Source organism: Stenotrophomonas lacuserhaii (genome assembly GCF_039674585.1).
In the GTDB taxonomy this organism is placed as follows: domain Bacteria; phylum Pseudomonadota; class Gammaproteobacteria; order Xanthomonadales; family Xanthomonadaceae; genus Stenotrophomonas; species Stenotrophomonas pennii_A.
Window position 1 is genome coordinate 50,431 of record NZ_JBDJNU010000011.1, and the last position, 26,928, is coordinate 77,358.

Sequence of the window (26,928 nt, forward strand, 5' to 3'; positions counted from 1 at the left end):
GTGCCTATGGCCAGCAGCTTATCGCAAGCAACTGAACAATGACCCTGTGGGTGCTCGGACTGAATCACCAGACCGCACCGGTGGACCTGCGCGAACGCGCGGCCTTCGCCGGTGACGCATTGCCGCGCGCGCTCGGTTCGTTGCGCAATACCCCGCAGATCGCCGAAGCGGTGCTGCTGTCCACCTGCAACCGCACCGAACTGTATGCGGTGGCCGAGTCCGAAGCCGCCCTGAACCAGTGGCTGCAGGGCCAGGCCGGCGACCTGCAGGGCTATCTGTACCAGCACGCCGACGCCGATGCGGTGCGCCACCTGTTCCGGGTCGCCACCGGCCTGGATTCGATGGTGCTGGGCGAACCGCAGATCCTCGGCCAGGTGAAGGACGCCTGGTCGGTGGCGCGCGAACACGGCCTGCTCGGCCAGCGCCTGGACCGGCTGTTCCAGCAGACCTTCTCGGTGGCCAAACGCGCGCGGACCGATACCCAGGTCGGCGCCAATCCGGTCTCGGTGGCTTCGGCCGCGGTGCGGCTGGCGCAGAATTCCTTCGCGCGGCTGGACGATTCCACCGTGCTGCTGGTCGGCGCCGGCGAGACCATCGAACTGGCCGCACGCCATCTGAGCGATGGCAAGGTGCGCCGCCTGCTGATCGCCAACCGCACCCTGGCCCACGCCCAGGACCTGGCCAGCCGGCATGGCGGGGTGGCGCTGCCGCTGGCCGAACTGGATCGCCACCTGGCGGAAGCGGACATCGTGTTTTCCGCCACCGCCGCACGCGAGCCGGTGATCCACCGCGAGGCCGTCGCCGGCGCGCTGCGCACCCGTCGGCACAAGCCGATGCTGCTGTTCGACCTGGCCGTGCCGCGCGACATCGAAGCCAGCGTGGCCAGCCTGGACGACGCCTTCCTGTATACCGTGGACGACCTGGAGCGGGCGGTGGAAGACAACCGCCGCAGCCGCCGCGAAGCCGCCGCCGAAGCCGAAGCGATCATCGAACTGCAGGTCGCGCGCTTCGTGGAAACCCAGCAGGCCGGCGCCCACCACGCACCGCTCAGGCAGCTGCGCGCGTTCGGCGAGACCACCCGCGCGGAAATGCTGGAGCGCGCGCGGGCACAGCTGGCCAACGGCAAGCCGGCCGATGAAGTGCTGGAACTGCTCGCCCATGGCCTGACCAACCGCCTGCTGCACCCGCCCACCGCTGCCCTGCGGGCCGCCGCGCTGAGCGGAGATGCCGACCTGACCCGCGCCGCCGAGCGCCTGTTCCCGGCGCAGCCGGGATACCACCACCCTGCCGTGAGACCTGATGACGCCGACCCTGCGCCGTAAGCTTGAAGCGCTGGCCGAGCGCCGCGAAGAACTCGAACGCCTGCTTTCCGACCCCAGCGTGGTGGCCGACAACAAGCGCTTCCGCGATCTTTCGCGCGAGTTCGCCCAGCTGGAACCGGTCGCCACCGCACTGGCAGAAGAGCGCCGCGCCAAGGACGACCTGGCCGCCGCCGAGGCGATGCGCGCCGACCCGGACCTGCGCGAGCTGGCTGAAGAGGAAGTGGACGCCGCGCAGGCCCGGCTGGCGCAGCTGGACCAGGACCTGGCGCTGCTGCTGGTGCCGCGCGACCCGCGCGACGAAGGCAACCTGTTCCTGGAAGTGCGTGCCGGCACCGGCGGCGACGAAGCGGCGATCTTCGCCGGCGATCTGTTCCGCATGTACGCGCGTTACGCCGAACGCCAGGGCTGGAAAGTCGAGATCGAATCGGACAGCCCGGGCGAGCACGGCGGCTACAAGGAAGTGGTGGCCCGGGTGGTCGGGCGCGGCGCGTTCTCGCGCCTGAAGTTCGAGTCCGGCACGCACCGCGTGCAGCGGGTGCCGGCCACCGAATCGCAGGGCCGCATCCATACTTCCGCGGCGACGGTGGCGATCATCCCCGAAGCCGATGAAATCGACGAGGTGCAGATCAATCCGGCCGACCTGCGGGTGGACACGTTCCGTTCCTCCGGCGCCGGTGGCCAGCACGTCAACAAGACCGAATCGGCCATCCGCATCACCCACGTCCCGACCGGGGTGGTGGTGGAATGCCAGACCGAACGCAGCCAGCACGCCAACCGCGACAAGGCGATGAAACGCCTGAAGGCGCAGCTGCTGGATGCCGAGCGTTCGCGCCAGGATGCAGCGCAGGCGGCGTCGCGGCGCCTGCAGGTCGGCAGCGGCGACCGCAGCCAGCGCATCCGCACCTACAGCTTCCCGCAGGGCCGCATCACCGACCACCGCGTGGAAGGGCTGACCCTGTATGACCTGCCCAACGTGATGGCCGGCGACATGGACGCGCTGCTGCAGCGGCTGTCGCAGGAACACCAGGCCGATGCACTGGCCCAGCTGGCCGCGTCGGCCTGATCGATGCAGCCCACCAGCCAGCGCCAGCAGTTGCAGCAGGCGGTACGTCGCCAACCGACGGACTTCATCGCCTGGGTGATGCTGGCCGATGCCGAACTGGAAGCCGGTGACCTGGCAGCGGGCGAACAGGCCGCGCGGCGTGCCCTGCAGCTGCGCCCGCGGCATCCCGAAGCGCTGGCCCGGCTGGGCCGGGTGGCGTGGATGGCCGGCGCGCACGGCGATGCCGCGCAGCTGCTCGGCGAGGCCGCAGCCAGCGCGCCGCAGCACCCGGGCATCGCGTTGTGGCTCGGCCACGCACTGGAAGATGCCGGCGATGCCGAGGGCGCGGCCGATGCCTACCGACGCGCCCACGCGCTGCTGCCCGATGAGCCCTACATCGCCGCGCAGCGGCTGGCCTGGCAGCGCCGCCTGTGCGACTGGCAGGACGTTGATGCGCTGTCACGGCAGGTCCGCGATGCCGTGGCCGGCGGCCGTGGCGCGGTGGAACCGTTCGCCTTCCTCAGCGAGGACGCCAGCGCCGCCGAACAGCTGGCCTGTGCGCGGCTGCGCGCGGCGCAGTTCAGCGGTGTGCGGCCGCTGCCGCCGACCCCGGTGCGGCAACGCGGCCCGCTGCGGATCGGCCTGCTGTCCAACGGCTTCGGCGCGCACCCCACCGGCCTGCTGACCGTGGCGGTGTTCGAACAACTGCGGCAGGACACGGCGCTGGACATCCATCTGTTCGCACTCACCCGCGACGATGGCAGCCCGATCCGCCAGCGCCTGTGCGCGGCCACCCATCTGCACGACGTGGCCGGCCTGCGGCATGCCGACGTGGCGGCCCGGATCCGCAGCGAAGGCGTCGACGTGCTGTTCGACCTGCGCGGCTGGGGCGGTGGCGGCGTACCGGAAGTGCTGGCCCTGCGCCCGGCCCCGGTGCAGGTCAACTGGCTCGCCTATCCGGGCACCTCCGGTGCCCCGTGGATGGACGTGGCGCTGGCCGACGACTTCGTGCTGCCGGCCGCGCTGGAGGCGCACTTCAGCGAGCGCGTCGTGCGCCTGCCGCGTGCCTTCCAGCCATCGGACAACACCCGCGTGCTGCAGCCGGCACCGTCGCGTGCCGCGTGCGGCCTGCCCGGACACGGCGTGGTGTTCTGCTGTTTCAACAACAGCTACAAATTGAATCCGCGCAGCATGGCGCGGGCCTTCCAGGTCCTGCGGGGCGTGCCCGGCAGCGTGCTGTGGCTGCTGTCCGGACCGGGCCGCGCCGATGCCCGCCTGCGTGATGCAGCGCGCGCGGCCGGGGTGGATCCGGCGCGGCTGGTGTTCATGGCCAAGCTGCCGCATGCGCAGTACCTCGCCCGCTACGCCCTGGCCGACCTGTTCCTGGACACCCATCCGTACAACGCGCACACCACCGCATCGGATGCGCTGTGGGCCGGCTGTCCAGTGCTGACCTGCCCCGGCGATACCTTCGCCGCGCGGGTGGCCGGCAGCTTGAACCACCACCTCGGCCTGCATGCGATGAACGTGGCCGACGATGCCGCTTTCATCACCCGCGCCATCGCGTTGGGCAACGACCCCGCGGCGCTGGCGCAGCTGCGCACGCAGTTGGCCCAGGCACGTGCCGGCAGCAGCCTGTTCGACATGGCCGGCTTCGCTGTGGACCTGTCCCGGATGCTGCAGCAGCTGGCCAGCGAACGGGGCTGGCAGGGCGCGCACACCGCCTGAACCGCGCACGCGGCACACTGGGGCTTCCACCCAACGGGAGCCTTCGATGGCAAAGCTGAAGCGCAAGGCCTACGAGGCCCTGCTGGAACCGATGCAGCTGGAACTGGCCACCATGGCGCGCTGGGTGCAGCTGACCGGCCAGCGTGTGCTGGTGCTGTTCGAAGGCCGCGACACCGCCGGCAAGGGCGGCGCCATCCAGGCCATCAGCCAGCATCTCAATCCGCGCCAATGCCGGGTGGTCGCACTGCCCAGGCCGACCGACCGCGAAGCCACGCAGTGGTACTTCCAGCGCTATGCCAGCCACCTGCCAGCGGCCGGCGAGATCGTGCTGATGGACCGCAGCTGGTACAACCGCGCCGGCGTGGAACGGGTGATGGGCTACTGCAGCGATGCGCAGTACCGGCAGTTCCTGCAGCAGGCGCCGGTGTTCGAACAACTGCTGGTGGACGACGGCATCCTGCTGTTCAAGTACTGGCTGGCGGTGGACCAGGCGCAGCAGGAGGAACGGTTCGCCGAGCGCCATGCCGATCCGCTGAAGGGCTGGAAGCTGTCCCCGGTGGACCTGCAGTCGCGCGACAAGTACGAGGCCTACACCCAGGCCCGCGAGGCCATGCTGCAGGCAACCCACCGTACCCATGCGCCGTGGACGCTGGTGGATTTCAACGACCAGCGCACGGGTCGGCTGACCCTGGTCCGCGACCTGCTGGACCGCCTGCCCGATACCCATGTCGACGAGGCGCTGCCAAAGCTGCCGAAGCTGAAAGGCAAGCTGCACCGCGAGCATTACACGCTGCTGGAGCCGATCCCGGACGTGGTCTGACAGCGCTTCGGGGTCAGGTTCCTTTTGCGCCGCAGAAGGAACCTGAGCCTGACCTCAGGATCTGCTGCCGGCAATCCGCGCTTCGATATCCGCCGCCGTGACCGGACCCACGAACGAATGCACCACCTTGCCCTGCGGATCCACCAGGTGGGTCAGCGGCAGGCCGCGCGGGGTGGCGAAGTCGGCCGGCGGGGCGTACGGGTCGACGATGGCGATCGGATAGGTCACCGGCCGTTCCTTCAGGAACGCCTGCATGTCGGCCGGCTCGATTTCCTCATACGCCAGCCCGACCACTTCGATTTCGCTGCGCATCGCATGCAGCGCGGACAGTTCGGGCATTTCCTTGCGGCACGGGGCACACCAGGTGGCCCAGAAGTTCACCACCACCCACTTGCCGCGGTGCGCCGCCAGATCATACTCGGCGCCGTCCACGGTCTTGACCTTCAGCGTCGGGAACTCGGCGGTGACCCGCTCGGCGACGGCTGCACCATCGGTTGCGCCCAGTGCGGCGTCCGGATCGGCGGCAGCGGCGGGCGCAGCGGGAGCCGCAGGCGGCGCGGCGGCCGGCGCGGTGGCAGCAGGCTCGGCGGCCGGCTTGCAGGCGGCCAGCAGCACGGACAGGGTGACGACCAACAACGTGCATCTCATCGGGGCGTGTCTCCGGGGGGATAGATGTCGCTGACGCGACGCTTGAGTTTCTCACGCAGTGGCAGGCGCAGTTCGTCCAGCGCGGCCAGCGCCGCCTGGCCCAGGCTGTCCTGGCGGTAGGGCAGGTGCTGTTCGGCGACCGGGATGCGCAGCTGGGTCGCTTCGTACAGGTCGGCCAGGGTCAGCTGCTCCAGGTCACGCGCCAGCATCCAGTCACCGTTCTCCGCGCGGCGCAGCAGCGCGATGCGCTCCATGTCGCACAGCAGCTGCTGCAGCAGCGAGTCGGTCATCATCGGCTCGTGCTGCAGGATTTCATCGTCATCCAGCCCCTTGCCGAGCGCGCGCGCTTGCTGGAAGCGCCCGAGCAGGCGCAGCAGCGCATAGAATTCATAGCCCTGTGGCCCACCGGCTGGTAGCGGAACGCCGCCATCGAGGATGCCAGCGAAGCCCCCAGCAGCACGGCCACCCAGCACAGGTAGATCCACAGCAGCAGGATCGGCACGAACGCCACGGTGCCGTACAGCTTCTGGTAGGACTGGAAGCTGCCCAGGTAGGCACCGATGCCCCACTTCACCAGCTCCAGCAGGATCGCGGCGAGGATCGCCCCGGGCACCGCATGACGCCACTTGACCGTGTGGTGGGGGACGACGCGGTACACCAGCGTGATGCAGGCGAATTCGATCAGCACCGGCGCCAGCCGCAGCGAGAAACTGGCCAGCCACTGCCCTTCCTGGGTGCCGAACAACGGCAGCGCGAAGACCCTTGCCGAGACCGCCAACGAAGCCGCCGCCAGCATCGCGCCCAAGGTCAGCACGGTCCAGTACACCAGGAAACGGGTCAGCTTGGGCCGCGACGATCCCACGCGCCAGATCTGGTTGAAGGTTTCCTCCACGCTGTTGAGCGTGATCAGCAGCGAGATCACCAGCGCGATGAAGCCCGCCGCGGTGAGCTGGCCGGCGCTGGCGCTGAACTGGCGCAGGTAGCCTTCGGCCGCACGCGCCGCGCTGGGCACGAAGTTGGAGAACACGTAGTCGCTGAGCTGGTCGCTCCAGCGGTCGAACACCGGGAAGGCGGACAGCACACCGAACACCACGATGGCCAGTGGCACCAGCGCGAACACGGTGGTGTAGGCCAGCGCGGCAGCGGCCTGGAACAGGCGGTCATCCAGGAAGCGCCGCCACAGGAAACGGCCGAAGCTTGCGACGCGAGGACGGTCGCGCGCGCGCTCCATCCATAGATTGATCGTGTTCAACGGTTCCATCGGCGCAAGGGTACCCGATGCAGGATCGCCGCAGGATAGCCATACTGGCATCTCCTGGACGAGAAAGCGGGTCGACGATGGGCGAGATCCTGGTGCTCTACTACAGCCGAGGCGGTTCGGTGGCACGGCTGGCGCGGCAGATCGCGCGGGGCATCGGCGAGGTTCCGGGCATGGCCGCGCGCGTGCGCAGCGTGCCCGCCGTGGCCGCCGTGACCCAGACCGCGCGGCCGCCGGTACCCGATGAAGGCGCGCCGTATGTCAGCGTGGAAGACCTGGCCGAGTGCGACGGACTGCTGCTCGGCAGCCCAACCCGATTCGGCAACATGGCCGCCCCGATGAAGCACTTCCTGGACGGCCTGGGCGCGCAGTGGGTGAACGGCACGCTGGCCGGCAAGCCGGCCGCGGTGTTCACCTCCACCGCCTCGATGCATGGCGGCCAGGAATCCACCCTGCTGTCCATGCAGTTGCCCCTGCTGCACCACGGCTGCCTGATCGTCGGCATTCCGTTCACCGAAGCCGCGCTGAGCCATACCACCAGCGGCGGTACGCCTTATGGTGCCAGCCATGTCGCCGGCGCCCACGATGATCCGCAGCCCAGCGAGGACGAGGCCACGCTGGCCCGTGCGCTTGGCCGTCGGGTCGCCGACATCGCACGGCGGCTGGCCTGATGGCCCCCGGCGCGCGCACCGTGCTGCTGCTCGCCCTGATCGGGCTGGCCGCACTGTACGCCGGCTGGTTCATCGACGACCGGCACTGGCTGGCTGCCCAACTGGTCTTCACCGCGCCACCGCTGGCCTTGGCGATCGCGCTGCGGATGGGCTGGCGCAAGGCCGGGTTCTGGGCCAGCGTGCTGGCGCTGGGCTGGTTCAGCCACGGCGTGATGAGCGCCTGGAGCCATGCCGAGACACGCCTGCTGGCCTGGCTGGCGATCAGCCTGTCGCTGCTGGTGATCTTTGCGGGCAGCCTGCCCGGCCTGCGCGCCCGTTTCAGCCGAAAGCAACGCTGACGCCCCCCGCCGGGGCCGCTATCATCTGCGTTCCTGTTCCTGCAGCGCCGTTCCAGGCTCCGAAGACATTCCCATGATGGAAGACCTCCTGATCGTCACTACCGGTGGCACGATCGACAAGATCTACTTCGACGACAAATCGGACTACCAGATCGGCGATCCGCAGATCGGCATGATCCTGCGCGAACTCGGCGTGACCTTCCGCTTCAACGTCATTCCGATCCTGCGCAAGGATTCGCTGCATATCAGCGATGACGACCGCGAGCTGATCCGCGCCACCATCGCCGCACAGCCTACCCGCCACGTACTGGTCACCCACGGCACCGATTCGATGGTCGCCACCGGCAAGGTGCTGGCCACCATCCCGGACAAGACCATCGTGATGACCGGCGCGTTGAGCCCGGCCCGCTTCCGCGGCTCCGATGCCGAGTTCAACATCGGCTGCGCGATCGGCGCGGTGCAATCGCAGCCGGCCGGCGTGTACATCGCGATGAACGGGCGTATCTGGGACCCGCAGAGCGTGCGCAAGAACGTCGCCGAAAACCGTTTCGAAGCGGCCTGAGACCGATCAGGAACCGCCCCTCCCGGGCGGTTCCTGCGCCGCATCGCCTCACTGCGATGCCGCCACCTGGATGGACCGGTCCACGGCGGCGTCGGCATCTGCCATGCCTGCCCCGCAGTCCTGCGGGCAAGCAACCAGCAACGGTCGCGCGGTCTCTTTCAGGATATCGGCGACCTGGACAGGGGTAAGACGGCCATCAACAGCCGACTGCATCAACGCCACCACGCCAGCAACGTGCGGAGCCGCCATCGAGGTGCCGTTGTAGGCGGCATAGGCGGGCGCACCCGGCGCGGTGCGGCCGCTGTTCAAGGTGGAAAGGATGTTCTCGCCGGGCGCCGCCAGGGTGATTCCCCCGCCATGGTTGGAGAAGCCGGCGCGTGCACCGCGCGCGGTCGTGGCCGCCACCGCTACCACTCCACGGCAGTTGGCCGGGGTGAAGCGCGAGACATCGGCGTTGCTGTTTCCCGCTGCGACCACCACCGTTGCACCGGCCTGGATCGCGCCGTCCACGGCGGCCTGCGATGCGCGATCGCAGGCACCCTGGCCGCCCAGCGACAGGTTCAGCACTTTGGCGGGATTTGCATTGCGCGGGATGCCCCTGACAGTGCCGCCCGCGGCCCACACCATGCCGTCGGCGATGTCCGACGTGTAACCGCCGCCCTTGCCGAGGACGCGGACATGCACCAGTCTGGCGTCGAAAGCCGTTCCGGCGACTCCTTGCCCATTGTTCGTGGCCGCGGCAACGGTGCCGGCGACGTGGGTGCCATGCCAGCTGGAGGGTTGGCCCCACTGGCTGTCGCCGGTGTCCTCCGGGTTGTCATCCCGACCGTTGCCGTCGCCGGCCATGCTGCCGTTGCTGATGAAGTCGTAACCCGGAAGCGTATTGGCGTCCAGTTCCGGATGGCGGGTGCGGCCGGTGTCGATGATCGCCACCACCTGCCCGGCGCCGGTGGCCTTGTCCCACGCCGGCCGCACGTTGAGTGATGCGGCACTGCTGGAGAAGCCCCATTGTTCGTTCAAGCGCGGATCGTCCGGATTGAGCGCCGGCTTCAGGATGCGATCCACCTGCACATGATCCACGTCGGGATCACTCGCCATGGCCGCCATCCAGGCACCGGCCTGCGCACGGTCCAGCGCCTGCCCGGTGCGCACCACCATCGGCCCGGTGGCCATCTGGCGCAGCACCTGCATGCTGCCGGTGCCGACGCGTAGCCGGGATCCGGCGCGATCCAGCACGGCGCGCATCGCGCCTTCGCCATGCCCCGCTGCGCTGCCGCCGCGCAGGTGGACGATGAACTGCTGGTGGGTTTCCAACTGCTCCAGGCCCGTGGGATCCACGTCGCCGGCCAAAGCCGACGCGCTGCACGCAACCGCCAGCACGCTGGCCATGACCGGTAAGGGGAGGATTTTCCTGCAAGGCAATTTCATACGCTGTCTCCGTGGCTGGGTGGGGAGCACCATCGTCTGCTTGCACGCGTGCGGAAGGCATCGGAGTTCTGCGCCACGCCCCAACGGAAAACGCCCCGGTCATGCCGGGGCGTTGCGCTGGTCACTCCCGGTAAACGGTGATCAGTACTGCGCGCGTACCGTCAAGCCGGAGAACGTGCTGTAGGCCTTGATCCGTACGTGCCAGGTACCTGCGGCCGGGTTGCTGATGGTGCAGGTCTCGTTGTTGCCGCTCAGGTAGGGACGGCAGGCATACGTGCTGTCGGTCGGCGCGCTGCCCTGGCGCAGGTACAGGTCGGCATCACCACTGCCGCCGCTGATCGCCACGCGCAGCTGGGTGGCACCGCTGGGAACGGTGACGGTGTAGCTGAGCGCCGTGCCGGAAGCGGCACCCAGCCCCCCCACCGCCACGTTGTTCTGCAGCACCGTGCCGGTGCCCGGATCCGGGTTGCCACCGCCGCCGCCCTGCGCCGCCACCACCGCCGCATCGGCGTTGACGATGCCCGCACCGCAGCCACCGGAGCAGGCACCCGGCAGCGCACGCGCGGTGTTCTTGATGATGGTTTCCACCTGCGCCGGGGTGAGCGCGGTCGGTGCCACCGACTGCATAAGCGCGACCACGCCGGCCACGTGCGGGGCCGCCATCGAGGTGCCGTTGTAGGACGCGTAGGTCGCCGAGGCAGGCACCGTGGTACCGGTGTTGAGGGTGGACAGGATGGCCTGGCCCGGCGCGGAGATGTCGATGCCGGCGCCATAGTTGGAGAAGCTGGCCTTGGCGCCGGTGTTGGTGGTGGCTGCCACCGCGATCACGTTGGCGCAGTTGGCCGGGACCGACGTGGAGACGTTGCTGGCTTCATTGCCAGCCGCCACGACGACCGTGGTACCCCGTCCCACCGCGCCGTTGATCGCGTTCTGGTAGGTGGCCGAGCAGCTGCCACCCCCGCCGAGGGACATGTTGATCACTTCGGCTGGATTGGCATTGGCCGGCACGCCGCTGACCGTGCCGCCGGACGCCCAGACGATCGCATCGGCGATGTCGGAGGTGTAGCCGCCGCACTTGCCCAGCACGCGCACCGGAACCACCTTGGCGTTGTAGGCCGTACCGGCCACGCCGGTGCTGTTGTTGGTCACCGCGGCGATGGTGCCGGCCACATGGGTGCCGTGCCAGCTGGAGTTGGAGGCCGGATAGCCCGCGCCGCATTCATTGGCCGCGTACCAGTCGCCCTGGTCGTTGGCGTTGTTGTCGCGCCCGCCGCCATCGCGTGCCATGGCCGCGTCGCTGATGAAATCATAGCCGGGCAGGATGTTGGCATTCAGATCCGGATGGCTGGTGATGCCGGTGTCGATCACCGCCACCACTACGCCGGTGCCGGTGGACTTGTCCCATGCCGGGCGCACGTTGATGGAGGCGTTGGACGTGCCGAAGCCCCACTGTTCGCCGAGGCGGGCATCGTTTGGCACCAGGGTCGGCCGCATGATCTGGTCGACCTCCACGTACTCCACGTTGGGGTCGGCGGCGAGCTTGCGCATCAGCAGTTCGGCCTGCGCGGCATCCAGCGCCTGGTCGGCCCTGACCACGGTCGGCCCGATTGCCAGCCGGCGCACCTGCTGCAGGCCCAGCGCGCGTCCCTGCGCAGCGGACAGGCCCGATGCAGCGGTCCTGAGCGAGCTCGCCAGGGCTGACGGCGTGGCCAGCGGCGCGCTGTTGTCGCGGAACTTGACGATGAACTGCTTGTGGGTCGGTGCGGACGACAGGCCGCTCAGGTGGACGTCGCCGGCGAACGCCGGGGCGACCAGCAGCAGCGAGGTGAGCACGGAGGCCCCCATGACGACCAATGCACGCTGACGCAAACGCGGTTGCGAAACCTGGGACATCGGATTTCCTTTTCTGGGTTCTGGCATGGATGCCGGATTCGGCAGAGGGCGCCGGTCGCGATTCGCAGGCTGCGCTGCGTTGGCAGGAATCGATGACCGGGGCGGACAGCCCCCCGTGCACTGTCCACGAGACCGAAGCTAGTCGGTCCGAGCCAGTGAGGACAATGTTTCAGCCCCACTTCAGCGACATGAAATGTCGGAACTGAGACTTTTGGTGTCTAAAATTTGTAAAGGTGAAGGAACTTTCACTCACCTTTAACGGTCGTCAGCTGTCCCTGGCCTGTCCTGGCATGACTGTGCCGACATCGGCCGGGCAGTAAAAAGCCCGTCAACAGGGACGGGCTTTCGGGGGCATCCGCCGAGCGTGGCTCGGCGCTACCGGGTGCAGCCGGTCAGGCGAGCTTGACCAGCCAGCCGTGGCGGTCCGGCAGGCGGCCGTACTGGATGTCGGTCAGTTCCTTGCGCAGCGACAGGGTCACTTCGCCGGCCGGCGCGTTGATGTCGCCGACTTCGAAACCTTCGCCCTTCAGCTGGCCGATCGGGGTCACCACCGCCGCAGTGCCGCAGGCGAACACTTCGGTGATCTCGCCCGAAGCCACGCCCTGCTTCCACTCATCGATGCTGACCTTGCGCTCTTCCACCTTCATGCCACGGTCGCGGGCCAGCTGCAGGATGCTTTCGCGGGTGATGCCTTCCAGGATGCTGCCCGACAGCTGCGGGGTCACCAGGGTGCCGTCCTTGTAGACCAGGAAGACGTTCATGCCGCCCAGTTCTTCCAGGTACTTGCCTTCCACCGGGTCCAGGAACAGCACCTGCGAGCAGCCCTGCGCCTGCGCCTTCTGCTGCGGCAGCAGCGAGGCGGCATAGTTGCCGCCGCACTTGGCTGCACCGGTGCCGCCCTTGGCCGCACGCGCGTACTCGGTGGACAGCCAGATCGACACCGGCGCCACGCCCTTGGCGAAGTACGGGCCGGCCGGGCTGGCGATCACGTAGTAACCGGCCTTGTGCGCGCCGCGCACGCCGAGGAAGGCTTCGTCGCCGATCATGAACGGACGGAAGTACAGGCTGGATTCGTCGGCCGACGGCACCCAGTCCTTGTCCAGCGCGACCAGCTGCTTCAACGATTCGACGAAGATGTCCACCGGCAGTTCCGGCAGCGCCAGGCGCTGCGCCGAACGCTGCAGGCGACGGCCGTTGGCATCGGGGCGGAAGGTCCACACCGAGCCGTCGGCATGCCGGTAGGCCTTGATGCCTTCGAAGATTTCCTGGCCGTAATGCAGCACCGCGGCGGCCGGATCCAGCAGCAGCGGGCCATAGGGGCGAACATTGGCGTTGTGCCAGCCGGTGTCCTTGTCCCAGCGCACTTCCACCATGTGGTCGGTGAAATGCAGGCCGAAGCCCGGCTTTTCCAGGATGGCGGCGCGCTCATCGGCGCTGCGCGGATGGGCCGAGCGGGTGACGTCGAAGCTGATGTTGGACTGGGACACCGGATGTTTCCTGTTCTGGTTGCGGTTGTTACCGGGATTCCACCACGCGGGCGGCGTACGGTCGGGTCAGAGCATGCCGGTTTCCAGGCGCGCCGACTCGGACATCATGTGGCGGCCCCATGGTGGATCGAACACCAGTTCCACGTCGGCTTCGGCCACGGTGGGGATGATTTCCAGTTTGCTGCGCACGTCGTCGACCAGGATGTCGCCCATGCCGCAGCCGGGCGCGGTCAGGGTCATCTTGACGTCGACCTCGCGGCGGCCATCGTCCAGGTGCTTGAGCTCCACTTCGTAGACCAGGCCGAGGTCGACGATGTTGAACGGGATCTCCGGGTCGAAGCAGGTGCGCAGCTGCTGCCACACCAGGTGTTCGACCTGTTCATCGCTGGCGTCGTCAGGCAGCTCCAGCGGTGCCGGGGCCTCCTTGCCGATGGCATCGCCGTCCCGCCCCGCGATGCGGAACAGGTTGCCTTCGACGAACACCGTATAGCTGCCACCCAGGGCCTGGGTGATATAGCCATAGCTGCCGGCGGGCAGGGTCACCGTTTCGCCCTGCGGGACCATGACGGCCTCGCAGTCGCGTTCGAAGTGGACTGGTTCACTGCTACGGGAATACATGAGGCTCGATCTGGGGGCTGCGGACGCGCCGCGCAAGGCGACATTTTAGCCCAGCGGCCCGGCGCCCGCCCGTGCACTGCGGCAAACCCAGTATCCTGTTGGCATCCAAAGGGAAATCCGCATGCCCTCTCCTGCTGTACGCACCAGGACCGTGTCCTGGCTCTGGCCCGTGATGTACCTGATCGGCGCCGGCACGGCCCTGCTGGCCTGGGTGTTCTTCGCATTGATGACCGGCCGCCAGTTGGGTTGGATGGCGATCGTGGTGGCGCTGGAACTGCTGTTCATACTGCGCCTGGGCACCCTGCGCGGCGGCGTGCTGCGCGCCCTGCTGGTGGCCGGCGGCACGCTGCTGGTGACCGCGCTGGCCTGGTGGAGCATCGCCAGCGCCTGGCTGGGCGGATCGATGGGGCTGACTCCCTGGGAGTCCGCACTGCGCATGGGCCCGCACCTGGCGTGGACGCTGGTGGGGCTGGCCAACGTCACCGCCGACTGGCTGTGGCTGCCGGTGGCGGTGGTGTTCGCGGCATGGCTGGGCTGGCAGAAGCGCGTCTGACGCAGGGGCGGTAGGTTCGGTGGGTGACGGGCGGCCTCGGTGGGTGATGACCGGCTTTGGTGGGTGACGACCGTTGGTCGTCACGCTGTTGCTTTCCGCTGCGCTCGCCGAGCATGGCTCGGCGCTACCATGCGCGGCCCGGTAGTGACGGCCGCTGGCCGTCATGCCCTTGCGGCGGATGGGGCTCAGTGCCCCCCATCCAGCCCCTTCAGTTCACTCACCAGCGAACCCGCCGCCGCCGCCCCATCGCCGTACAGCATGCGGGTGTTGTCCGCATAGAACAGCGCGTTTTCAATCCCCGCAAAGCCCGTACCGCGCCCGCGCTTGATCACCACCACGTTGCGCGCATTCACCACATCCAGGATAGGCATGCCGTAGATCACGCTGGCCGGATCGGTGCGTGCCACCGGATTGACCACGTCGTTGGCACCGATCACCAGCACCACGTCCGTGCTTGGGAACTCAGGATTGATGTCGTCCATGTCGGCGATCAGGTCGTACGGCACGCCGGCTTCGGCCAGCAGCACGTTCATGTGCCCGGGCATGCGGCCGGCCACCGGATGGATGGCGAACTTCACCTTCACCCCGCGCGCGATCAGCCGCTGCGCCAGCTCCCAGATCTTGTGCTGCGCCTGCGCCACGGCCATGCCGTAGCCCGGCACGATCACCACGCGTTCGGCGAAGGCCATCATCGCCGCCACGTCGGAGGCATCGATCGGCTTCTGCGCGCCGGTGATTTCCTGCGCCTCGCCGCCCGCGCCGCCACCGAAGTTGGAGAACAGCACGTTGCTGATCGGCCGGTTCATCGCCTTGGCCATCAGCCGGGTCAGCAGGATGCCAGCCGCACCGACCATCATGCCGGCGATGATCAGCGCCTCGTTGCCCAGCACATAGCCTTCGAAAGACACCGCCAGGCCGGTGAACGCGTTGTACAACGAGATCACCACCGGCATGTCCGCCCCGCCGATCGGCAGGGTCATCAGCACGCCCAGCGCCAGCGCCAGCACGAAGAAGGCGATGATCGCCCAGGGTGCCAGCGTGCCGGCGGCGATGATGCCCAGCACCACCACGGCCAGCGCCACGATCATGTTCAGCGCCTGCTGTCCGGGCCAGGTGATGCGCCGGTCCAGCCGACCGTCCAGCTTCGCCCAGGCGATCACCGAACCGGACAGCGACACCGCGCCGATGGCCGCACCGGTCACTGCCAGCGTCAGCACCATCGCCGAAGGCTGGCGCGCGGCCAGGTCGGCCAGTGCCTGCGCGCTCCAGTGGCTGGTATCGCGGTTGGCCAGCGCCGACCAGCGCAGCAGTTCCACCGCACCGATGGCCGCGGCCGAACCGCCCCCCATGCCGTTGTACAGCGCCACCATCTGCGGCATGTCGGTGATGGCGACCTTGCCGGCCGACCACCATGCCAATCCGCCGCCCAACGCCAGCGCGACCAGGATCAGCGGGATGTTGTGCAGTTCGGGCAGGAAGAAGGTGGCGACGGTGGCCACCAGCATGCCCAGGCCGGCCCAGCGGATGCCGCTGCGGGCGGTAAGCGGCGAGGCCATGCGCTGCAGGCCGAGCAGGAACAGCGTGGCAGCGACGAGGTAGCTGGTCTTGACCAGCCAATCCAGCAGTTCAGGCGTGCTGACGTTCAAGGTTGCGGCTCCTTGTCGGCGTCGGTGGGCGCCGGCTTGATGCTGGGCTTGAACATTTCCAGCATGCGCGCGGTGACCACGTACCCCCCGGCGGCATTGCCTGCGCCCAGCACCACCGCGATAAAACCGAGGATCTTCTCCAGCGGGGTCTGCGCGTGGCCCAGCACCACCATCGCGCCGATCAGCACGATGCCGTGGATGAAGTTCGAACCGGACATCAGCGGGGTATGCAGGATCACCGGCACCCGCGAGATGATCACATGGCCGGCGATGGCCGCCAGCATGAAGATGTACAGCGCCACGAATCCGTCACTCACCGGCACGACTCCCGCTCTGGATGTAGGCCCCATCATAACCACGCGCTGAACCGCGCGCGCTGCACTGTCAACGCAGGCTGCCTGCACGCGTTGTCCATGGTGAGCCCGACGAAGGACCCGTACCCTGTGCTGGTGAGCAGCCCCCTGGCCCCGACCGCCGACGCACCGCCTGCATCGCTGGACCAGTTCCTGGCCGGGGTGGGACCGCGCGCGTTCCGCTTCGCCGAGGCTGGCCTGCGCCATCGCGAGGATGCGCTGGACGCGGTGCAGGACAGCCTGATGCGGATGCTGGACTACCCGGAAAAGCCGGCCGCCGAGTGGCCGCCGCTGTTCTGGAGCATCCTGCGCCGACGGGTGATCGACCTGCAGCGCCGTCGCCGCTTCCGCCTGCCGTTCTGGCGCGACAACGTGGACAGCGACGGTGAGCCGGTGGACTGGGCCGATGAGGGCCCGGGCCCGGCCGACGTCCATGCCGGGCGCGAACAGTACGATGCGCTGGTGCAGGCGCTGCGCGCGCTGCCGGCGCGACAGCGCGAAGCCTTCACCCTGCGCGTGCTGCAGGACCTGGACGGCGCCACCACCGCGCGCGCCATGGCCTGCAGCGAAGGCGCGGTAAAGACCCACCTGGCGCGTGCCCGCGACGCGCTGAGAACCCTGATGGAGAATCCGACGTGAGCCGCACCCTGCCCCCCGACGACCAGTTGCAGGCCCTGCACCAGCAGGCCGTGCAGGCGCTGTCGCCCGCTACCTTGGCGCGCCTGCGCAACGCGCGGCATGCCACGGCGGCATCGCGGCGGCGACCCGCCTGGTGGATGGCTACCGCCTTTGCCGGGGTGGCCGCGCTGGGCGTCGGGCTGAGCCTGCAGATGCGTTCGCCGCCTTCGCCGTTGCCTGCGGTGGCGCCGATGGTGGCCGCGCTGGAAAGCGATGGCGCCGCGCTGGATGAAAACCCCGACCTTTACCTGTGGCTGGCCAGCACCGACCTGGCGATGGAGTGACCTGATGAACGTTTATCTGCCTTCCCGCCTGCTGCCTGTGCTGCTGGCACTGCTGAGCGTTGGTGGCGCGGCGTTCGCGCAGGAAGCCGCGCCGCCGGCCTGGGAACAGCTGACCCCGGCCCAGCGCGACGCACTGGTAGCGCCGCTGCGTGACCGCTGGAACAGCGCCCCACCCGCGCATCGCCAGCGCATGCTGCAGCACGGCCAACGCTGGCAGTCGATGACACCGGAGCAGCGCGACCAGGCCCGCAAGGGCATGCGCCGTTTCGATGGCATGACCCCCGAGCAGCGCGAACAGGCGCGCGCGCTGTTCGCCAAGATGCGCGGCATGACCCCGGAGCAGCGCACCGAACTGCGCGCCCGCTGGGGCACGATGAGCAACGACCAGCGCCGCCAATGGGTACGCGACACCCCCCCGCCCCCGCGCAACCGCGACTGACCGGTAGTGACGGCCGCTGGCCGTCATGCTCTCGCTTCGGTGGGTGACGACCGTTGGCCATCACGCCGTCACCTCGGTAGGTGACGACCGTTGGTCGTCACGCTCTCGCCCCGGTAGTGACGGCCGCTGGCCGTCCCGCTCTCGCCCCCGGTAGTGACGGCCGCTGGCCGTCCGCCGTTGCCTCGGTGGGTGACGACCGTTGGCCGTCCGCCGTTGCGGTTGAGACTACCGCTCAGCCACCCGCCACCCAGCGCGTCTTCGCCAACAACTCATCCTCCCAATCAAACCGCACTTCCCCGTCATGCACGAACAGGCTGACGAAGTTCAGCACATTCCGTGCATACATCTCGCTGGCCTGCGCCGCACCCAGACTGGCCAGGTTCAACGGGCCATCCACCACCACCCCAGCGTGCTCGATGCACTCACCCGGCACGGTCACCGCACAATTGCCGCCACTCTCTGCGGCAAGGTCGACGATCACACTACCCGACGCCATGCCCTCCACCATCGCCTGGCTCAGGATCACCGGCGCAGTGCGCCCCGGCACCGCAGCCGTGCAGATCACCACATCCACGCCGCGCAGATGGTCGGCCAGCCGCTGCTGCTGCAGCGCGCGCTCCTCATCGGTCAGCGCACGCGCATAGCCGCCCTCGCCGGCCGCGCTGACGCCAAGGTCGAGAAAGCGCGCACCCAGCGACTGGATCTGCTCACGCGTTTCCGGTCGCACATCGAAGCCTTCCACCTGCGCGCCGAGCCGCCGCGCCGTGGCAATAGCCTGCAGACCGGCCACGCCCGCGCCCACCACCAGCACCTTGGCCGGGCGCACCGTGCCCGCCGCGGTGGTCAACATCGGGAAGAAGCGCGGCGCCCGCTCGGCGGCGATCAAGGTCGCCTTGTAGCCGGCCATGCCCGCCTGTGAACTCAACACGTCCATCGATTGCGCGCGGGTGGTACGCGGCAGCAATTGCAACGGAAACAGCTGCAAGCCCGGCTGCGTAACCAGTGCAGCCAGCACCGCATCGCGCGCCGGCTGCAGCAACCCGACCACACTGGCACCGGGCTTCAACCGTGCCAGCCGCGCAGGCGCGGGTGACTGCACGCAGAGCAACGCATCGATATCCGCCCAGCGGCTGTCATCGACCAGCAGTGCGCCGGCATCCAGGTAGGCCTGGTCAGGGAAGCCCGCCGATGTGCCCGCACCGGCCTCGAACCAGACCGTGGCACCGCGTGCGGCCAGTTTCTTCGCCGTTTCCGGGGTAAGCGCCACACGGCGCTCTCCTGGTGCGGTTTCCTTGACCCCCAGCAACGCTACGGACATACGCTTCCCCGCTGATCGGTAATCAGCCGATAGTAGCGCGCCCCACGCGCCGTTGCTGGCCTGGCGGCCTGCCGCCGGCGAGCGGCTTCATCTATCCCACGACAAGGGCAGCGTCCGGCATCAGGATGCACTGGAGGGTGAGGTCGTGCGCGCCGCGCCTGCTGGCAACCTCGTCCATCCACGTACTGTCATCGTGATATTCAATCGCCGAGAGCAGCCCGTTCTGGCAATGCAGCACGGCCCTGAGCGGCGTGAAGCCACCGGCGACGCTGACCGTCACCTCGGCCAACGGCCCGTCATGCCCAGCGAGCGGCAGCGCAAGGCCGTTGTCTACCACTGGCTTGCCCCGCGACGTCTGGTGCAGGCGGATCGTGCGTCTTCCGGGTAGGCGTTCGATACCCGTAATGCAGAGGATCTGACCGGCCCAGCGGGTCGCCATTTCCGGGTTCAGCTGCGCCTGCACGCAGTGCACGATCAGCACTTCCAACCGACTCAAAGCGGCCTTGGGCGCAAACAGCCGCGAGAATATCGACACCATCCTTGTCTTCTCCTGCCTGGGTGGCCACACCGGCCACAGGCTCCATCTCACTACACCGGACCCCACCGTGAAAGTGTCAAATACGACGCGATACGGTTCCGCCAAGGCGCGATCGTATATCGGCCCGTGATGCCCTGCCCTGTTCGTCGTGGCCGACATGCTGGCGCTACGTTTCTGACCCAACGCGCGAGTATCGCTTCGCACGTGCGCCGCGCGGATGAGCGGCACCCGCCCTCTATATTTCGACAGCGTGCACTGCGGGCTGCGCGCACTCGGCATACGGATACGACTGGAGGTGATTTGAGCGTCGCCCCTCTCATGCAGGATGTTGACGACAGCCCATCCGGTGCCCAGCCGGGAAGGCGTGCCCTCCGGCTGGCTTGACCTGCATAAGAGGGGCCTGTTCCACCACGCATGCTGCTTTGGCCGCCGACGCTTTTGACGGCGTATTGTCATCCAAACATGGGCTGGTACCAGAACATTCCCTTTTCCCTCAGCCAGGGAAATCTGGCGCCATCGAAAATCGACAGCTGCGCCATGTCGATGCCGTAGCGGCTGAAAATTGAGATCAGCTCCATCAGGTCATCATCCCCAAGAGATGTCGCCACGCGCAAATATATTGAATCGCCCGAACCCTTGATCTCTTCAATCGCAGAAACGGATGTAAGCCAGGCAAACAGGTTTTCTTCGTCGCGAGGCGAGAAGAAAGTTAAATCAGCTATCGCTAATTGAACGACCCCGCCCTTATCCATCTCAGACTCCGCATACTTTTTATCCTATCCAACACGCTTGAGCCAAGCATCAGGAAACCCGGCCCGGCGAGACGTCACATAGCCGCTATAAAAGTCGGATTCAACCTAGCTCACATCCATCCACCACGTAGTTCCATCTACCTCCTGCGTCAAGACAGCCATCTATATCCAACTGGCGGACCATCCAAAGCCCAGCAGATAAGATCACCAAATCTAAGAGCACTAGCATTACCAGGCTTCTTTTACGTTTCATCTCAGCACCGCTGCCGGCAACCCTGCGGGATCATAGACGGAGCATACATCGCTTCAGGAACCTGGTGTCGAGCGCACCCTTCCATGCTCAGCCCTCTCACTCCTCGCTTGCCCCAATTACAGCTACCTTGCCGTCCCTGAAAAACATCAAGCGCGCACCATCTGAAGAGATCAGTGAAATCAGATCTCGCGATGCGCTTCCCTCTTAAGACCGCCCTGCCCCGCCAATTACATTCAGCACAGCCATACTGGCTCATCTGGCGATTTTATCCTTGCAGTAACGAAGACTATTCACATCGGTATCCCAGTAAGTTCCCGCATAAATCAGGGTCTCACGCCCCCGCGCTGATAGCTCAATATCATGTGAAAGCCTTCCATTGCAAAATATCATCCTACGACCCATAGCGACGAATCTGTCGGATCGTAACGTCCAGTCATGTCGCCTTGCTAAATCAATGAAATGTCTGGAGGCCACGTCGACTGTCAAGGCCGCCTTGGCTTCAGCCGTCCTCCCGATAAATGTTCCGCGCGATAGCGCCTTTTGCGCTCGAACATCACTATTTTCCGGTAATTCCAAATCTTCGTTAGCCGCCCGTAATTCCATGCCGCTTGGTCGGCCAGACCAATCACCTCGAACCAAGCTTTGTGTAACCAACCGCCAGCTCATCACGATAAATATACAGACCAATGCCATAAGGGCGAATTTGGATTTCACCACCAATCTCCCAAGCTTACGTCACCTCAAGGGACTCAGCAGGCGATAGCCCGCGCCCTAGTCCGACGCCAGCTCGGTCGAATTGTCGGCGTGCGGAGAATGATAAAAGCCCGCCGCCACCATGTACCGCAGCAGTTTGGCGAGACGCGCTGGTCATTCTAATCGCCCCCATCCCCGAACACCTCCGTGTACCAAAATCCACTTGGATCCCTGAATTTCTTTGATATTTCTGGAACATCCAAACGCTTTAGCTCAGAAAACGGAATCAGATAGCGACGGAAAAGTGATATGAATTCAAGTGCATCGTCAAACGTAAGCTCCCCCCTATCAACAATGGCGTATATGGCTCGCCCCTGACCAAATACGTCGCACACTGATCCAATACTTTTCAACCATGTGAAAAAGTAAAGCTCATCCTGAGCGGAATAGAACTTGACACCAGCCATCTCTATTTCGAGGGGCTCTTGGCCACTCATCGTCGTCTGTCTCCTGGGCATTCATTGTCGTGAGCCCCACCCTTTTATCTTGCACGTCCTGGTGCGAGGCTCGGTGCGCTGAACCGCCCCACCCACTGGGAACCCCTACGTTACCATCCGCGTCCGCCCGTGTAAGAGTGCCCCTTCGGGCTACGGACCCCACTTCGGCCCGTCCTTCGGCGGACATGAACCTTTCGCGTATCTGGCAAAGCGGGAGCCGCCACGCCACCCGGATAGATGACAGAAGCCAGTCGCTCCACCTTGGTGTAGGTGTACCGCAAGGTCGTCGCTCCGTGGGTCACCTGACCGCAGCGGTCGTGGCAGTAGTTGATCATTCCATCAGAGATCGCCGAGGTCTGGGCTTGCCCAACCGCCTTGCACCCGCAAACATCGAGCCGCTCTACGTCGCGAGCCGACTGGACTATCCGCAAACCACCAGAAGAGCTTTCCTATTCAGAACCAGCTCAAATTCATGCAAATCTGGAGCCATAACCATTACGTATACCGGCCCCGCCTCATCACCACGCTCGTAAGCGAACAAAAACTTGTCTTTTCCATCGGATCTTTCCTTACCGAGTAATTTGAATCCATCCGTTGCCTTTATACCTTCTTTGATAGCTCTATGTGAGAACCTTGGGTGCCCACCTATCTGAACTTCGGCCACTGAATCATTCACTTGGATGTTGCCCAAGTCAAAGTCCGGCCCAGGCTCTTGAGGCTGAAACGTGACACCCGGCGGGAGTGCCGCGCAGACGTTGAATCTTTCGCTTAGGACGGTTGCCTCCTGCTCAGCCTGGCAGGCAGTAACCAAGACCATCGCAGCGAAAAACAGGAGCTTAGTTGCAACCGCAGCCATGCCGGATCAACTCGTTTCCAGCCGTCAAAATATCTTTGATGTTCTGCTCATTCACAGGAACAGTGAGATTTCTTCCCATAACGTCCTCCCGAGAGTTTGCAACTGCGCAGGCGGCGAATTTGCCAGCCGCGCGACTGGACTGGCAATTAGCGACACAGTGGAAGTACTTATCGCTGCCGATCGTGCGATCTTGCGACATGACTTAATACTCGCCAGCTTGAACAACCGCCGCAACCGGAGCAGAGACAGGGAACGCCAAGGCCTCCAATGCACCTTCACCCTGCTTCTCCAATCAAACATAGCGTCGACTCAGCCTAAATCACTCATGCATAACCAAGCATGCGAAAGCTCCTGACAGGGCCAGGAGAAATATAATGGCATTCACAACGAAGGCGATCAGTACGAGCCGATGCGCTCTACACTCCGCGGAGTACACAGCCCCCAAGCCCCTGAAGGGAAATTTCTGAAAAAAGTGATCTCGCTCGAGAAGCTGGGGAGAGCCCAGCCTGACCCACGCATCCCGATCTCTACTCCGCAAACGCGCTACCGCAATACCCCGTATCACCATAATCGACACCATGAGGACGAAGGATATGGAGAACAGCCAAAACCCTAAATCAACAGTCAGCATTCGCATTTACTCCACACTACTCCGTCCTCGCTAGCTCTTGAAAATCCCCCGATATAGCTAGCGGATGCGTCCCAGCCACCCTGGCCTCCCCATCCGACAGACTTCACAGCCCCGAGTTTCACTTCGTACAAGGCAGCACCACCACCAACAGCAGCACCGATCGAGAGTAGGCTCGGCGGACCAACTAGGTCGCCGGGATCAACCAACATCAGGTTCCCGCCGGACAGAGTAACGTTTGAGACGGTGAGAGTTACAGGCAAACCGACCCCTATACCCGCGCCGGCGAAAACCACGCTTACAGTCGCAGCTCGCCCCGCCAAGCACTCAGACGTCAGGGTTAGTTTCGCAGACCCAACGCTTCCAAACCCCGTGGCCATGATTCGGGGGCTAGATCAGGTCTCGCCTCAGAACTTCACCCTACTGTAGACCAAGTTCAATTCTTTATCGTGCATCACCCATCGATTAGTATTGCCCTCTAGACATAAGTAGGACGTGCCTGCGTTGCCCGATGCGCGTGACCGAGCTGCACGAGCGAATCGCGGAAACCGCTGCATCACGCTGCTGTCCGGTATCTCTAGCTCTGTCGTTTTTCTACACTCTTCCGGCAAGACAAAAGCTCCGCTACTGGGAACAAAAACCAACCATGACTCATTTGTGTCCATATCGTGCGTCTCACGAATATCCACGGCATCTTCAGGCAACCACAGCGGCAGCCATTTGGAATCGCCAATTGCCTGCATCGCTTGGGCTTGATCGCGATTGGCATACTCGTTGCTCGCAACTTCGACACATCCTGAAATTGCAATAATCAAAGTTATTGCCATGAAAGGCTTGAAGATGCCCACTGTAGGTTTCCAAATAATTAAAATGGGAAGTTCCCGCCTGGGCGATAGTTTCCGCACATCTGCGAGCAATTCCCTGCAGATTTCATTTGCCCTGACGATCGTCCAAGCAGGTTTGCTAATTGATCAGCCGCCGAGTCGTCAGCAGAATCCCCTTTAATCCTCTGATCGAACCATTCGCGCCCGTCGCTTATACACTGGGCAGCGGCCACCCCTCCCATGCCTTTCTGCGCAGCTTGGCAATTCGCCATACAATGAAAATATTTGTCCTGACCGATCCATCCCTTGTGTGCCCCACCAACTGCATGGGTGGCTGACCACTGGTTAGCGTACTGTTGGCCAAAATCGCCCGCTCCCGCGGCGAATGCGGCCGGTAAGCCGAGCGCCTCCAAACTTCTATTAACGTAATATCTCCAGTTAACTGTATAGGCACCAGTCTCTGACTTACTGACCCCAGGATGGAATTCCTGCAATCCTAAAGGGTCAACGCGGGTGATCGGAACTCCGCCGGCATAGGGGTAGGTGCCGGCCCCACCCGCCAACCCAATCGGATCACTCTGCACATACCGCCCCACCCCGGCATCATAATCCCGCTGGTAGTTGTAGTTCAGCCCACTTTCCGGCGTCACCTGCTGCCCCGGAAACCGCAGCGCGAACCCGAATGCAATCCCATCACCATCCGGATCCTCATTCGCAGCATCCGCCCCGAACGCCTCACCCGTCAGCGCCCACTCCCACACAGGCACGTTACGCGTCGCGTCGATGATCACACGTGGTGTGCCCAGATGATCCGGCTGCACGTAGCCCAGCGCCGGCACACCCGCGCTGGATTCACTGAACACCGCAATCGGATAGTTCTCCAGCCACACCACCTGTTGCAGCGGCACCCCATTTGCGCTGTATTCCCCCAGCCACTGGCCTGATTCGTCATACAGCATCGAGGTGGTCTTGCCGCCCGCCTGCCGAAGCACGCGCTCGCCCCGGTGGTTATAGCGGTAGATTCCCAGCGAAGTGGCTCCCTGCTTGACCTGTCCCAGTCGGCCAGTGCTGTTGTAGGCGTAGGTCAGGCCGTTCATCTGCGTCGTATTGCCCGCTGCGTCATAGGCCCGCGCCTGTCCACCCACGCTGGTCAGACGATGGCTGGTAGCCGGATAGTGATACGCCAGCGTTCCGGCAGCGCTGCCGGCCTGCGACCGGTTACCGGTCGCGTCCCAGCCATAGGTATGCGTCGGCATCCCCGCAGCATCCGCCGCCTGCAGCAGGCGCCCCATTCCGTCGTAGCCGTAGGTCGCGAGCACGCTTCCGGATGCATCGGCACGCAGCTGGGTAAGCGCGCCCACTGCGTCATATCCGAATCCGAGCTTGAGCCCACCGGTCGACGCATCGCTGACGCTGCTCACCCTGTAGTCCTGGTCATGCGGACGGTTCAGGCGACGTTCGTTTCCATAGGTCCAGCCGGTGATCGGGCCGAACGGCGCATGGCCCACCTGCTTGACCAGAACCTGTCGCGCCAGGGTTCCACGCTTCAGTCCTACCTGGGTGACGCGGCCCTGCGCATCCCGCATGTAGTCGACCGCCGCCCCACCGGGATAGATGACAGACGCCAGTCGCCCCGCCTTGGTGTAGGTGTACCGCAAGGTCGTCGCTACGTTGTTGATCGTCTGGATCTTACGGGTCACCTGACCGAAGCGGTCGTGGCAATACTGGGTAGATCCACCGGGGTGAACCACGCGTCCAACCCGGCCGATGGCGAAGCGCTCTGTCGCTGCGCATGCCGCCGGTGCGACGTCGTACTGCACCCCCACGTCCTGAGTGGGATCGGGGTAGGCGATGGACGTAACGCGGTTCAACGCATCGTAGCCATAGGTCGCAGTGACCCCACGCGCATCGGTACGCGTCACCCTGTTACCTGCGGCATCGACGGTCATCGTGGCGCTTCCCGTGTCCGGGCTGGAAAGGACCAGCAGGTCACCGAAGCCGTTGTACTGATAGTTGGTATGCAGGCCTTTTGGATCGGTAACGCGCGTAACGTTGTCCAGCGCTTCGTACTGCATCAGGGTTTCGGCCGCGACACCCGTACTGTCCTGCAGCGAACGCGCCAGGCGATTCAGCGCATCGAAACCCTGCGTGCTGGGGCGAAGCAAGGCGTCGGTGACGAGGGTCGGATTGCTGTTGGCGTCATAGCCATAGGTCGTAGCGTGGTTACCCGCGTCCTTGAGGGCGGTCAGCTGGCCCAGCGTGTCGTACACCCGTGCCAGTGTGCGGCGAAGCGTGCCTGCCTCGTCGAGCACCTTCTCCTGCAGGCGATTTCCTGCATTATCCAGAACATAGTGCAGTGTGTTTCCTGCCGTGTCGGCGATGTCGGTGAGCCGTTGCGCGGCATCGTATTCGTAGGTCACCGCACTACCGTCAGGCTGGTTCAGCTGTTTGACCTGGCCGGTCGGCCAGTACGCAATCGAAGTGATCCGGTCGGCCGCCGTGGTAGCGCCACGGACGATCACCTGCGTCGGCCAGCCACGGGCGTGGTATCGATAGTCGGTGATTACATTGTTCGCGTCCCGCGAGGAAAGTACCCGCCCCGCCGCATCGTAGGCCAGCACGTCGACCTTGTGCCCCAGGCCGTTGGTAGTGCTGCGCAGATCGCCTTTGCGGAACGTGCATGCGCCGGCGGTGCTGCAGCCTCGCATTGCGCGTGATGCGGGTTTCACGGTTTGCTTCGCGCTGCAGTACGACGCGATTGCTGCCGACCGCTACCTGGGTGGTCGACACGCGCTGCTCGG

At 65.5% G+C, this 26,928-nt stretch carries 26 protein-coding genes and 1 pseudogene; 11 read left to right on the forward strand and 16 right to left on the reverse strand.

The annotated features are described in order from the left end of the window. The first annotated feature begins 38 nt into the window (after positions 1-38). Genes hemA through ppk2 form a run of 4 tightly spaced genes read left to right on the forward strand, consistent with a single transcriptional unit; the run spans position 39 to position 4,912 of the window. Positions 39-1,322, forward strand: a complete 1,284-nt coding sequence (hemA, locus tag ABE522_RS06690; protein ID WP_346591007.1) for a glutamyl-tRNA reductase — start codon at positions 39-41, stop codon at positions 1,320-1,322. Then, entirely contained in the window at positions 1,300-2,385 is a 1,086-nt protein-coding gene (gene prfA, locus ABE522_RS06695) for a peptide chain release factor 1 (protein WP_320506248.1), read from the forward strand. Before hemA ends, prfA begins: the two co-directional genes overlap by 23 nt. 3 nt (positions 2,386-2,388) lie before the next feature. Continuing rightward, a complete protein-coding gene (locus ABE522_RS06700) occupies positions 2,389-4,092 on the forward strand; it encodes an O-linked N-acetylglucosamine transferase, SPINDLY family protein (RefSeq protein ID WP_346591008.1) in 1,704 nt (567 codons plus the stop codon). Positions 4,093-4,138: 46 nt separating this feature from the next. Further along, the gene (ppk2, locus tag ABE522_RS06705) at positions 4,139-4,912 is read left to right on the forward strand and encodes a polyphosphate kinase 2 (protein ID WP_346591009.1); all 774 of its coding nucleotides are present in this window, start codon (positions 4,139-4,141) and stop codon (positions 4,910-4,912) included. Between the two features lie 54 nt (positions 4,913-4,966). On the opposite strand, the gene ABE522_RS06710 is transcribed toward ppk2, so the two are convergent. Next, the gene (locus ABE522_RS06710) at positions 4,967-5,560 is read right to left on the reverse strand and encodes a TlpA family protein disulfide reductase (protein ID WP_346591010.1); all 594 of its coding nucleotides are present in this window, start codon (positions 5,558-5,560) and stop codon (positions 4,967-4,969) included. Then, positions 5,557-6,821 (reverse strand): annotated as a pseudogene (locus ABE522_RS06715) (YihY family inner membrane protein). Before ABE522_RS06715 ends, ABE522_RS06710 begins: the two are co-directional and overlap by 4 nt. A gap of 77 nt (positions 6,822-6,898) precedes the next feature. Here ABE522_RS06715 and wrbA point away from each other — a divergent pair. From wrbA to ABE522_RS06730, 3 genes are all read left to right on the forward strand, one after another. Next, complete coding sequence (gene wrbA / locus ABE522_RS06720; RefSeq protein WP_406846317.1) at positions 6,899-7,489, forward strand: NAD(P)H:quinone oxidoreductase; 591 nt, start codon at positions 6,899-6,901, stop codon at positions 7,487-7,489. Further along, complete coding sequence (locus ABE522_RS06725) at positions 7,489-7,827, forward strand: DUF2069 domain-containing protein (RefSeq protein ID WP_346591012.1); 339 nt, start codon at positions 7,489-7,491, stop codon at positions 7,825-7,827. The genes wrbA and ABE522_RS06725 overlap by 1 nt, the downstream gene beginning before the upstream one ends. A gap of 76 nt (positions 7,828-7,903) precedes the next feature. Further along, positions 7,904-8,389, forward strand: coding sequence for an asparaginase domain-containing protein (locus ABE522_RS06730; protein ID WP_346591032.1), 486 nt, complete (start codon positions 7,904-7,906; stop codon positions 8,387-8,389). 48 nt (positions 8,390-8,437) lie between these two features. Here the strand turns inward: ABE522_RS06730 and ABE522_RS06735 are convergent, their stop codons facing one another. From ABE522_RS06735 to sufT, 4 genes are all read right to left on the reverse strand, one after another. Beyond that, positions 8,438-9,727, reverse strand: a complete 1,290-nt coding sequence (locus ABE522_RS06735; RefSeq protein WP_346591013.1) for a S8 family peptidase — start codon at positions 9,725-9,727, stop codon at positions 8,438-8,440. 231 nt (positions 9,728-9,958) lie between these two features. Next, positions 9,959-11,710, reverse strand: a complete 1,752-nt coding sequence (locus ABE522_RS06740) for a S8 family peptidase (protein ID WP_346591014.1) — start codon at positions 11,708-11,710, stop codon at positions 9,959-9,961. Positions 11,711-12,102: 392 nt separating this feature from the next. Next, positions 12,103-13,197 carry a branched-chain amino acid aminotransferase gene (locus ABE522_RS06745; RefSeq protein ID WP_346591015.1) on the reverse strand — a complete coding sequence of 365 codons (1,095 nt, stop codon included), beginning with the start codon at positions 13,195-13,197 and terminating at the stop codon, positions 12,103-12,105. 66 nt (positions 13,198-13,263) lie between these two features. Further along, positions 13,264-13,815, reverse strand: a complete 552-nt coding sequence (gene sufT, locus ABE522_RS06750; RefSeq protein WP_346591016.1) for a putative Fe-S cluster assembly protein SufT — start codon at positions 13,813-13,815, stop codon at positions 13,264-13,266. Positions 13,816-13,936: 121 nt separating this feature from the next. On the opposite strand from sufT, the gene ABE522_RS06755 reads away from it, so the two are divergent. After that, positions 13,937-14,368 (forward strand): hypothetical protein, encoded by a 432-nt coding sequence (locus ABE522_RS06755; RefSeq protein WP_346591017.1) that lies wholly within the window; start codon positions 13,937-13,939, stop codon positions 14,366-14,368. Between the two features lie 185 nt (positions 14,369-14,553). Here ABE522_RS06755 and ABE522_RS06760 read toward each other — a convergent pair whose 3' ends face one another. Continuing rightward, complete coding sequence (locus ABE522_RS06760) at positions 14,554-16,014, reverse strand: NAD(P)(+) transhydrogenase (Re/Si-specific) subunit beta (protein ID WP_346591018.1); 1,461 nt, start codon at positions 16,012-16,014, stop codon at positions 14,554-14,556. Beyond that, positions 16,011-16,331 (reverse strand): NAD(P) transhydrogenase subunit alpha part 2, encoded by a 321-nt coding sequence (locus tag ABE522_RS06765; RefSeq protein ID WP_346591019.1) that lies wholly within the window; start codon positions 16,329-16,331, stop codon positions 16,011-16,013. The genes ABE522_RS06760 and ABE522_RS06765 overlap by 4 nt, the downstream gene beginning before the upstream one ends. 96 nt (positions 16,332-16,427) lie before the next feature. Here ABE522_RS06765 and ABE522_RS06770 point away from each other — a divergent pair, with 96 nt between their 5' ends. The 3 genes from ABE522_RS06770 to ABE522_RS06780 are packed head-to-tail and all read left to right on the forward strand — an operon-like array spanning position 16,428 to position 17,768. Then, positions 16,428-17,006, forward strand: coding sequence for an RNA polymerase sigma factor (locus ABE522_RS06770; RefSeq protein WP_346591020.1), 579 nt, complete (start codon positions 16,428-16,430; stop codon positions 17,004-17,006). Continuing rightward, positions 17,003-17,329, forward strand: a complete 327-nt coding sequence (locus tag ABE522_RS06775; RefSeq protein ID WP_346591021.1) for a hypothetical protein — start codon at positions 17,003-17,005, stop codon at positions 17,327-17,329. The genes ABE522_RS06770 and ABE522_RS06775 overlap by 4 nt, the downstream gene beginning before the upstream one ends. A gap of 4 nt (positions 17,330-17,333) precedes the next feature. Next, on the forward strand, positions 17,334-17,768 hold the full coding sequence (locus ABE522_RS06780; RefSeq protein WP_346591022.1) for a DUF3106 domain-containing protein: 435 nt from the start codon (positions 17,334-17,336) through the stop codon (positions 17,766-17,768). 232 nt (positions 17,769-18,000) lie between these two features. Here ABE522_RS06780 and ABE522_RS06785 read toward each other — a convergent pair whose 3' ends face one another. The 8 genes from ABE522_RS06785 to ABE522_RS06820 all read right to left on the reverse strand — a co-directional run bounded on the left by ABE522_RS06785 (position 18,001) and on the right by ABE522_RS06820 (position 26,748). After that, a complete protein-coding gene (locus ABE522_RS06785) occupies positions 18,001-19,086 on the reverse strand; it encodes an NAD(P) transhydrogenase subunit alpha (RefSeq protein WP_346591023.1) in 1,086 nt (361 codons plus the stop codon). Between the two features lie 91 nt (positions 19,087-19,177). After that, on the reverse strand, positions 19,178-19,624 hold the full coding sequence (locus ABE522_RS06790; RefSeq protein ID WP_042613059.1) for a hypothetical protein: 447 nt from the start codon (positions 19,622-19,624) through the stop codon (positions 19,178-19,180). Positions 19,625-20,076: 452 nt separating this feature from the next. Further along, a complete protein-coding gene (locus tag ABE522_RS06795) occupies positions 20,077-20,376 on the reverse strand; it encodes a hypothetical protein (RefSeq protein WP_042613058.1) in 300 nt (99 codons plus the stop codon). 505 nt (positions 20,377-20,881) lie between these two features. Further along, complete coding sequence (locus ABE522_RS06800) at positions 20,882-21,343, reverse strand: hypothetical protein (protein WP_346591024.1); 462 nt, start codon at positions 21,341-21,343, stop codon at positions 20,882-20,884. A 158-nt stretch (positions 21,344-21,501) separates the two neighbouring features. Further along, positions 21,502-21,819, reverse strand: a complete 318-nt coding sequence (locus tag ABE522_RS06805; RefSeq protein WP_042613057.1) for a hypothetical protein — start codon at positions 21,817-21,819, stop codon at positions 21,502-21,504. A 421-nt stretch (positions 21,820-22,240) separates the two neighbouring features. Next, positions 22,241-22,675, reverse strand: a complete 435-nt coding sequence (locus ABE522_RS06810; RefSeq protein ID WP_346591025.1) for a hypothetical protein — start codon at positions 22,673-22,675, stop codon at positions 22,241-22,243. Positions 22,676-23,710: 1,035 nt separating this feature from the next. Then, on the reverse strand, positions 23,711-24,151 hold the full coding sequence (locus ABE522_RS06815) for a YbbD-related protein (RefSeq protein WP_346591026.1): 441 nt from the start codon (positions 24,149-24,151) through the stop codon (positions 23,711-23,713). A gap of 17 nt (positions 24,152-24,168) precedes the next feature. After that, positions 24,169-26,748, reverse strand: coding sequence for an RHS repeat-associated core domain-containing protein (locus ABE522_RS06820; protein WP_346591027.1), 2,580 nt, complete (start codon positions 26,746-26,748; stop codon positions 24,169-24,171). Positions 26,749-26,928 lie beyond the last annotated feature (180 nt).

Bases quoted from the DNA above. Each gene is read 5' to 3' on its own strand.
- ABE522_RS06740 (WP_346591014.1), bottom strand. From the start codon at position 11,710: ATGTCCCAGGTTTCGCAACCGCGTTTGCGTCAGCGTGCATTGGTCGTC.
- ABE522_RS06770 (WP_346591020.1), top strand. From the start codon at position 16,428: ATGGTGAGCCCGACGAAGGACCCGTACCCTGTGCTGGTGAGCAGCCCC.
- sufT (WP_346591016.1), bottom strand. From the start codon at position 13,815: ATGTATTCCCGTAGCAGTGAACCAGTCCACTTCGAACGCGACTGCGAG.
- ABE522_RS06805 (WP_042613057.1), bottom strand. From the start codon at position 21,819: ATGAGTGGCCAAGAGCCCCTCGAAATAGAGATGGCTGGTGTCAAGTTC.
- ABE522_RS06785 (WP_346591023.1), bottom strand. From the start codon at position 19,086: ATGTCCGTAGCGTTGCTGGGGGTCAAGGAAACCGCACCAGGAGAGCGC.
- ABE522_RS06795 (WP_042613058.1), bottom strand. From the start codon at position 20,376: ATGGATAAGGGCGGGGTCGTTCAATTAGCGATAGCTGATTTAACTTTC.
- ABE522_RS06700 (WP_346591008.1), top strand. From the start codon at position 2,389: ATGCAGCCCACCAGCCAGCGCCAGCAGTTGCAGCAGGCGGTACGTCGC.
- prfA (WP_320506248.1), top strand. From the start codon at position 1,300: ATGACGCCGACCCTGCGCCGTAAGCTTGAAGCGCTGGCCGAGCGCCGC.
- ABE522_RS06810 (WP_346591025.1), bottom strand. From the start codon at position 22,675: ATGGCTGCGGTTGCAACTAAGCTCCTGTTTTTCGCTGCGATGGTCTTG.
- ABE522_RS06710 (WP_346591010.1), bottom strand. From the start codon at position 5,560: ATGAGATGCACGTTGTTGGTCGTCACCCTGTCCGTGCTGCTGGCCGCC.
- hemA (WP_346591007.1), top strand. From the start codon at position 39: ATGACCCTGTGGGTGCTCGGACTGAATCACCAGACCGCACCGGTGGAC.
- ppk2 (WP_346591009.1), top strand. From the start codon at position 4,139: ATGGCAAAGCTGAAGCGCAAGGCCTACGAGGCCCTGCTGGAACCGATG.
- ABE522_RS06755 (WP_346591017.1), top strand. From the start codon at position 13,937: ATGCCCTCTCCTGCTGTACGCACCAGGACCGTGTCCTGGCTCTGGCCC.
- ABE522_RS06725 (WP_346591012.1), top strand. From the start codon at position 7,489: ATGGCCCCCGGCGCGCGCACCGTGCTGCTGCTCGCCCTGATCGGGCTG.
- ABE522_RS06790 (WP_042613059.1), bottom strand. From the start codon at position 19,624: ATGGTGTCGATATTCTCGCGGCTGTTTGCGCCCAAGGCCGCTTTGAGT.
- ABE522_RS06780 (WP_346591022.1), top strand. From the start codon at position 17,334: ATGAACGTTTATCTGCCTTCCCGCCTGCTGCCTGTGCTGCTGGCACTG.
- ABE522_RS06730 (WP_346591032.1), top strand. From the start codon at position 7,904: ATGGAAGACCTCCTGATCGTCACTACCGGTGGCACGATCGACAAGATC.
- wrbA (WP_406846317.1), top strand. From the start codon at position 6,899: ATGGGCGAGATCCTGGTGCTCTACTACAGCCGAGGCGGTTCGGTGGCA.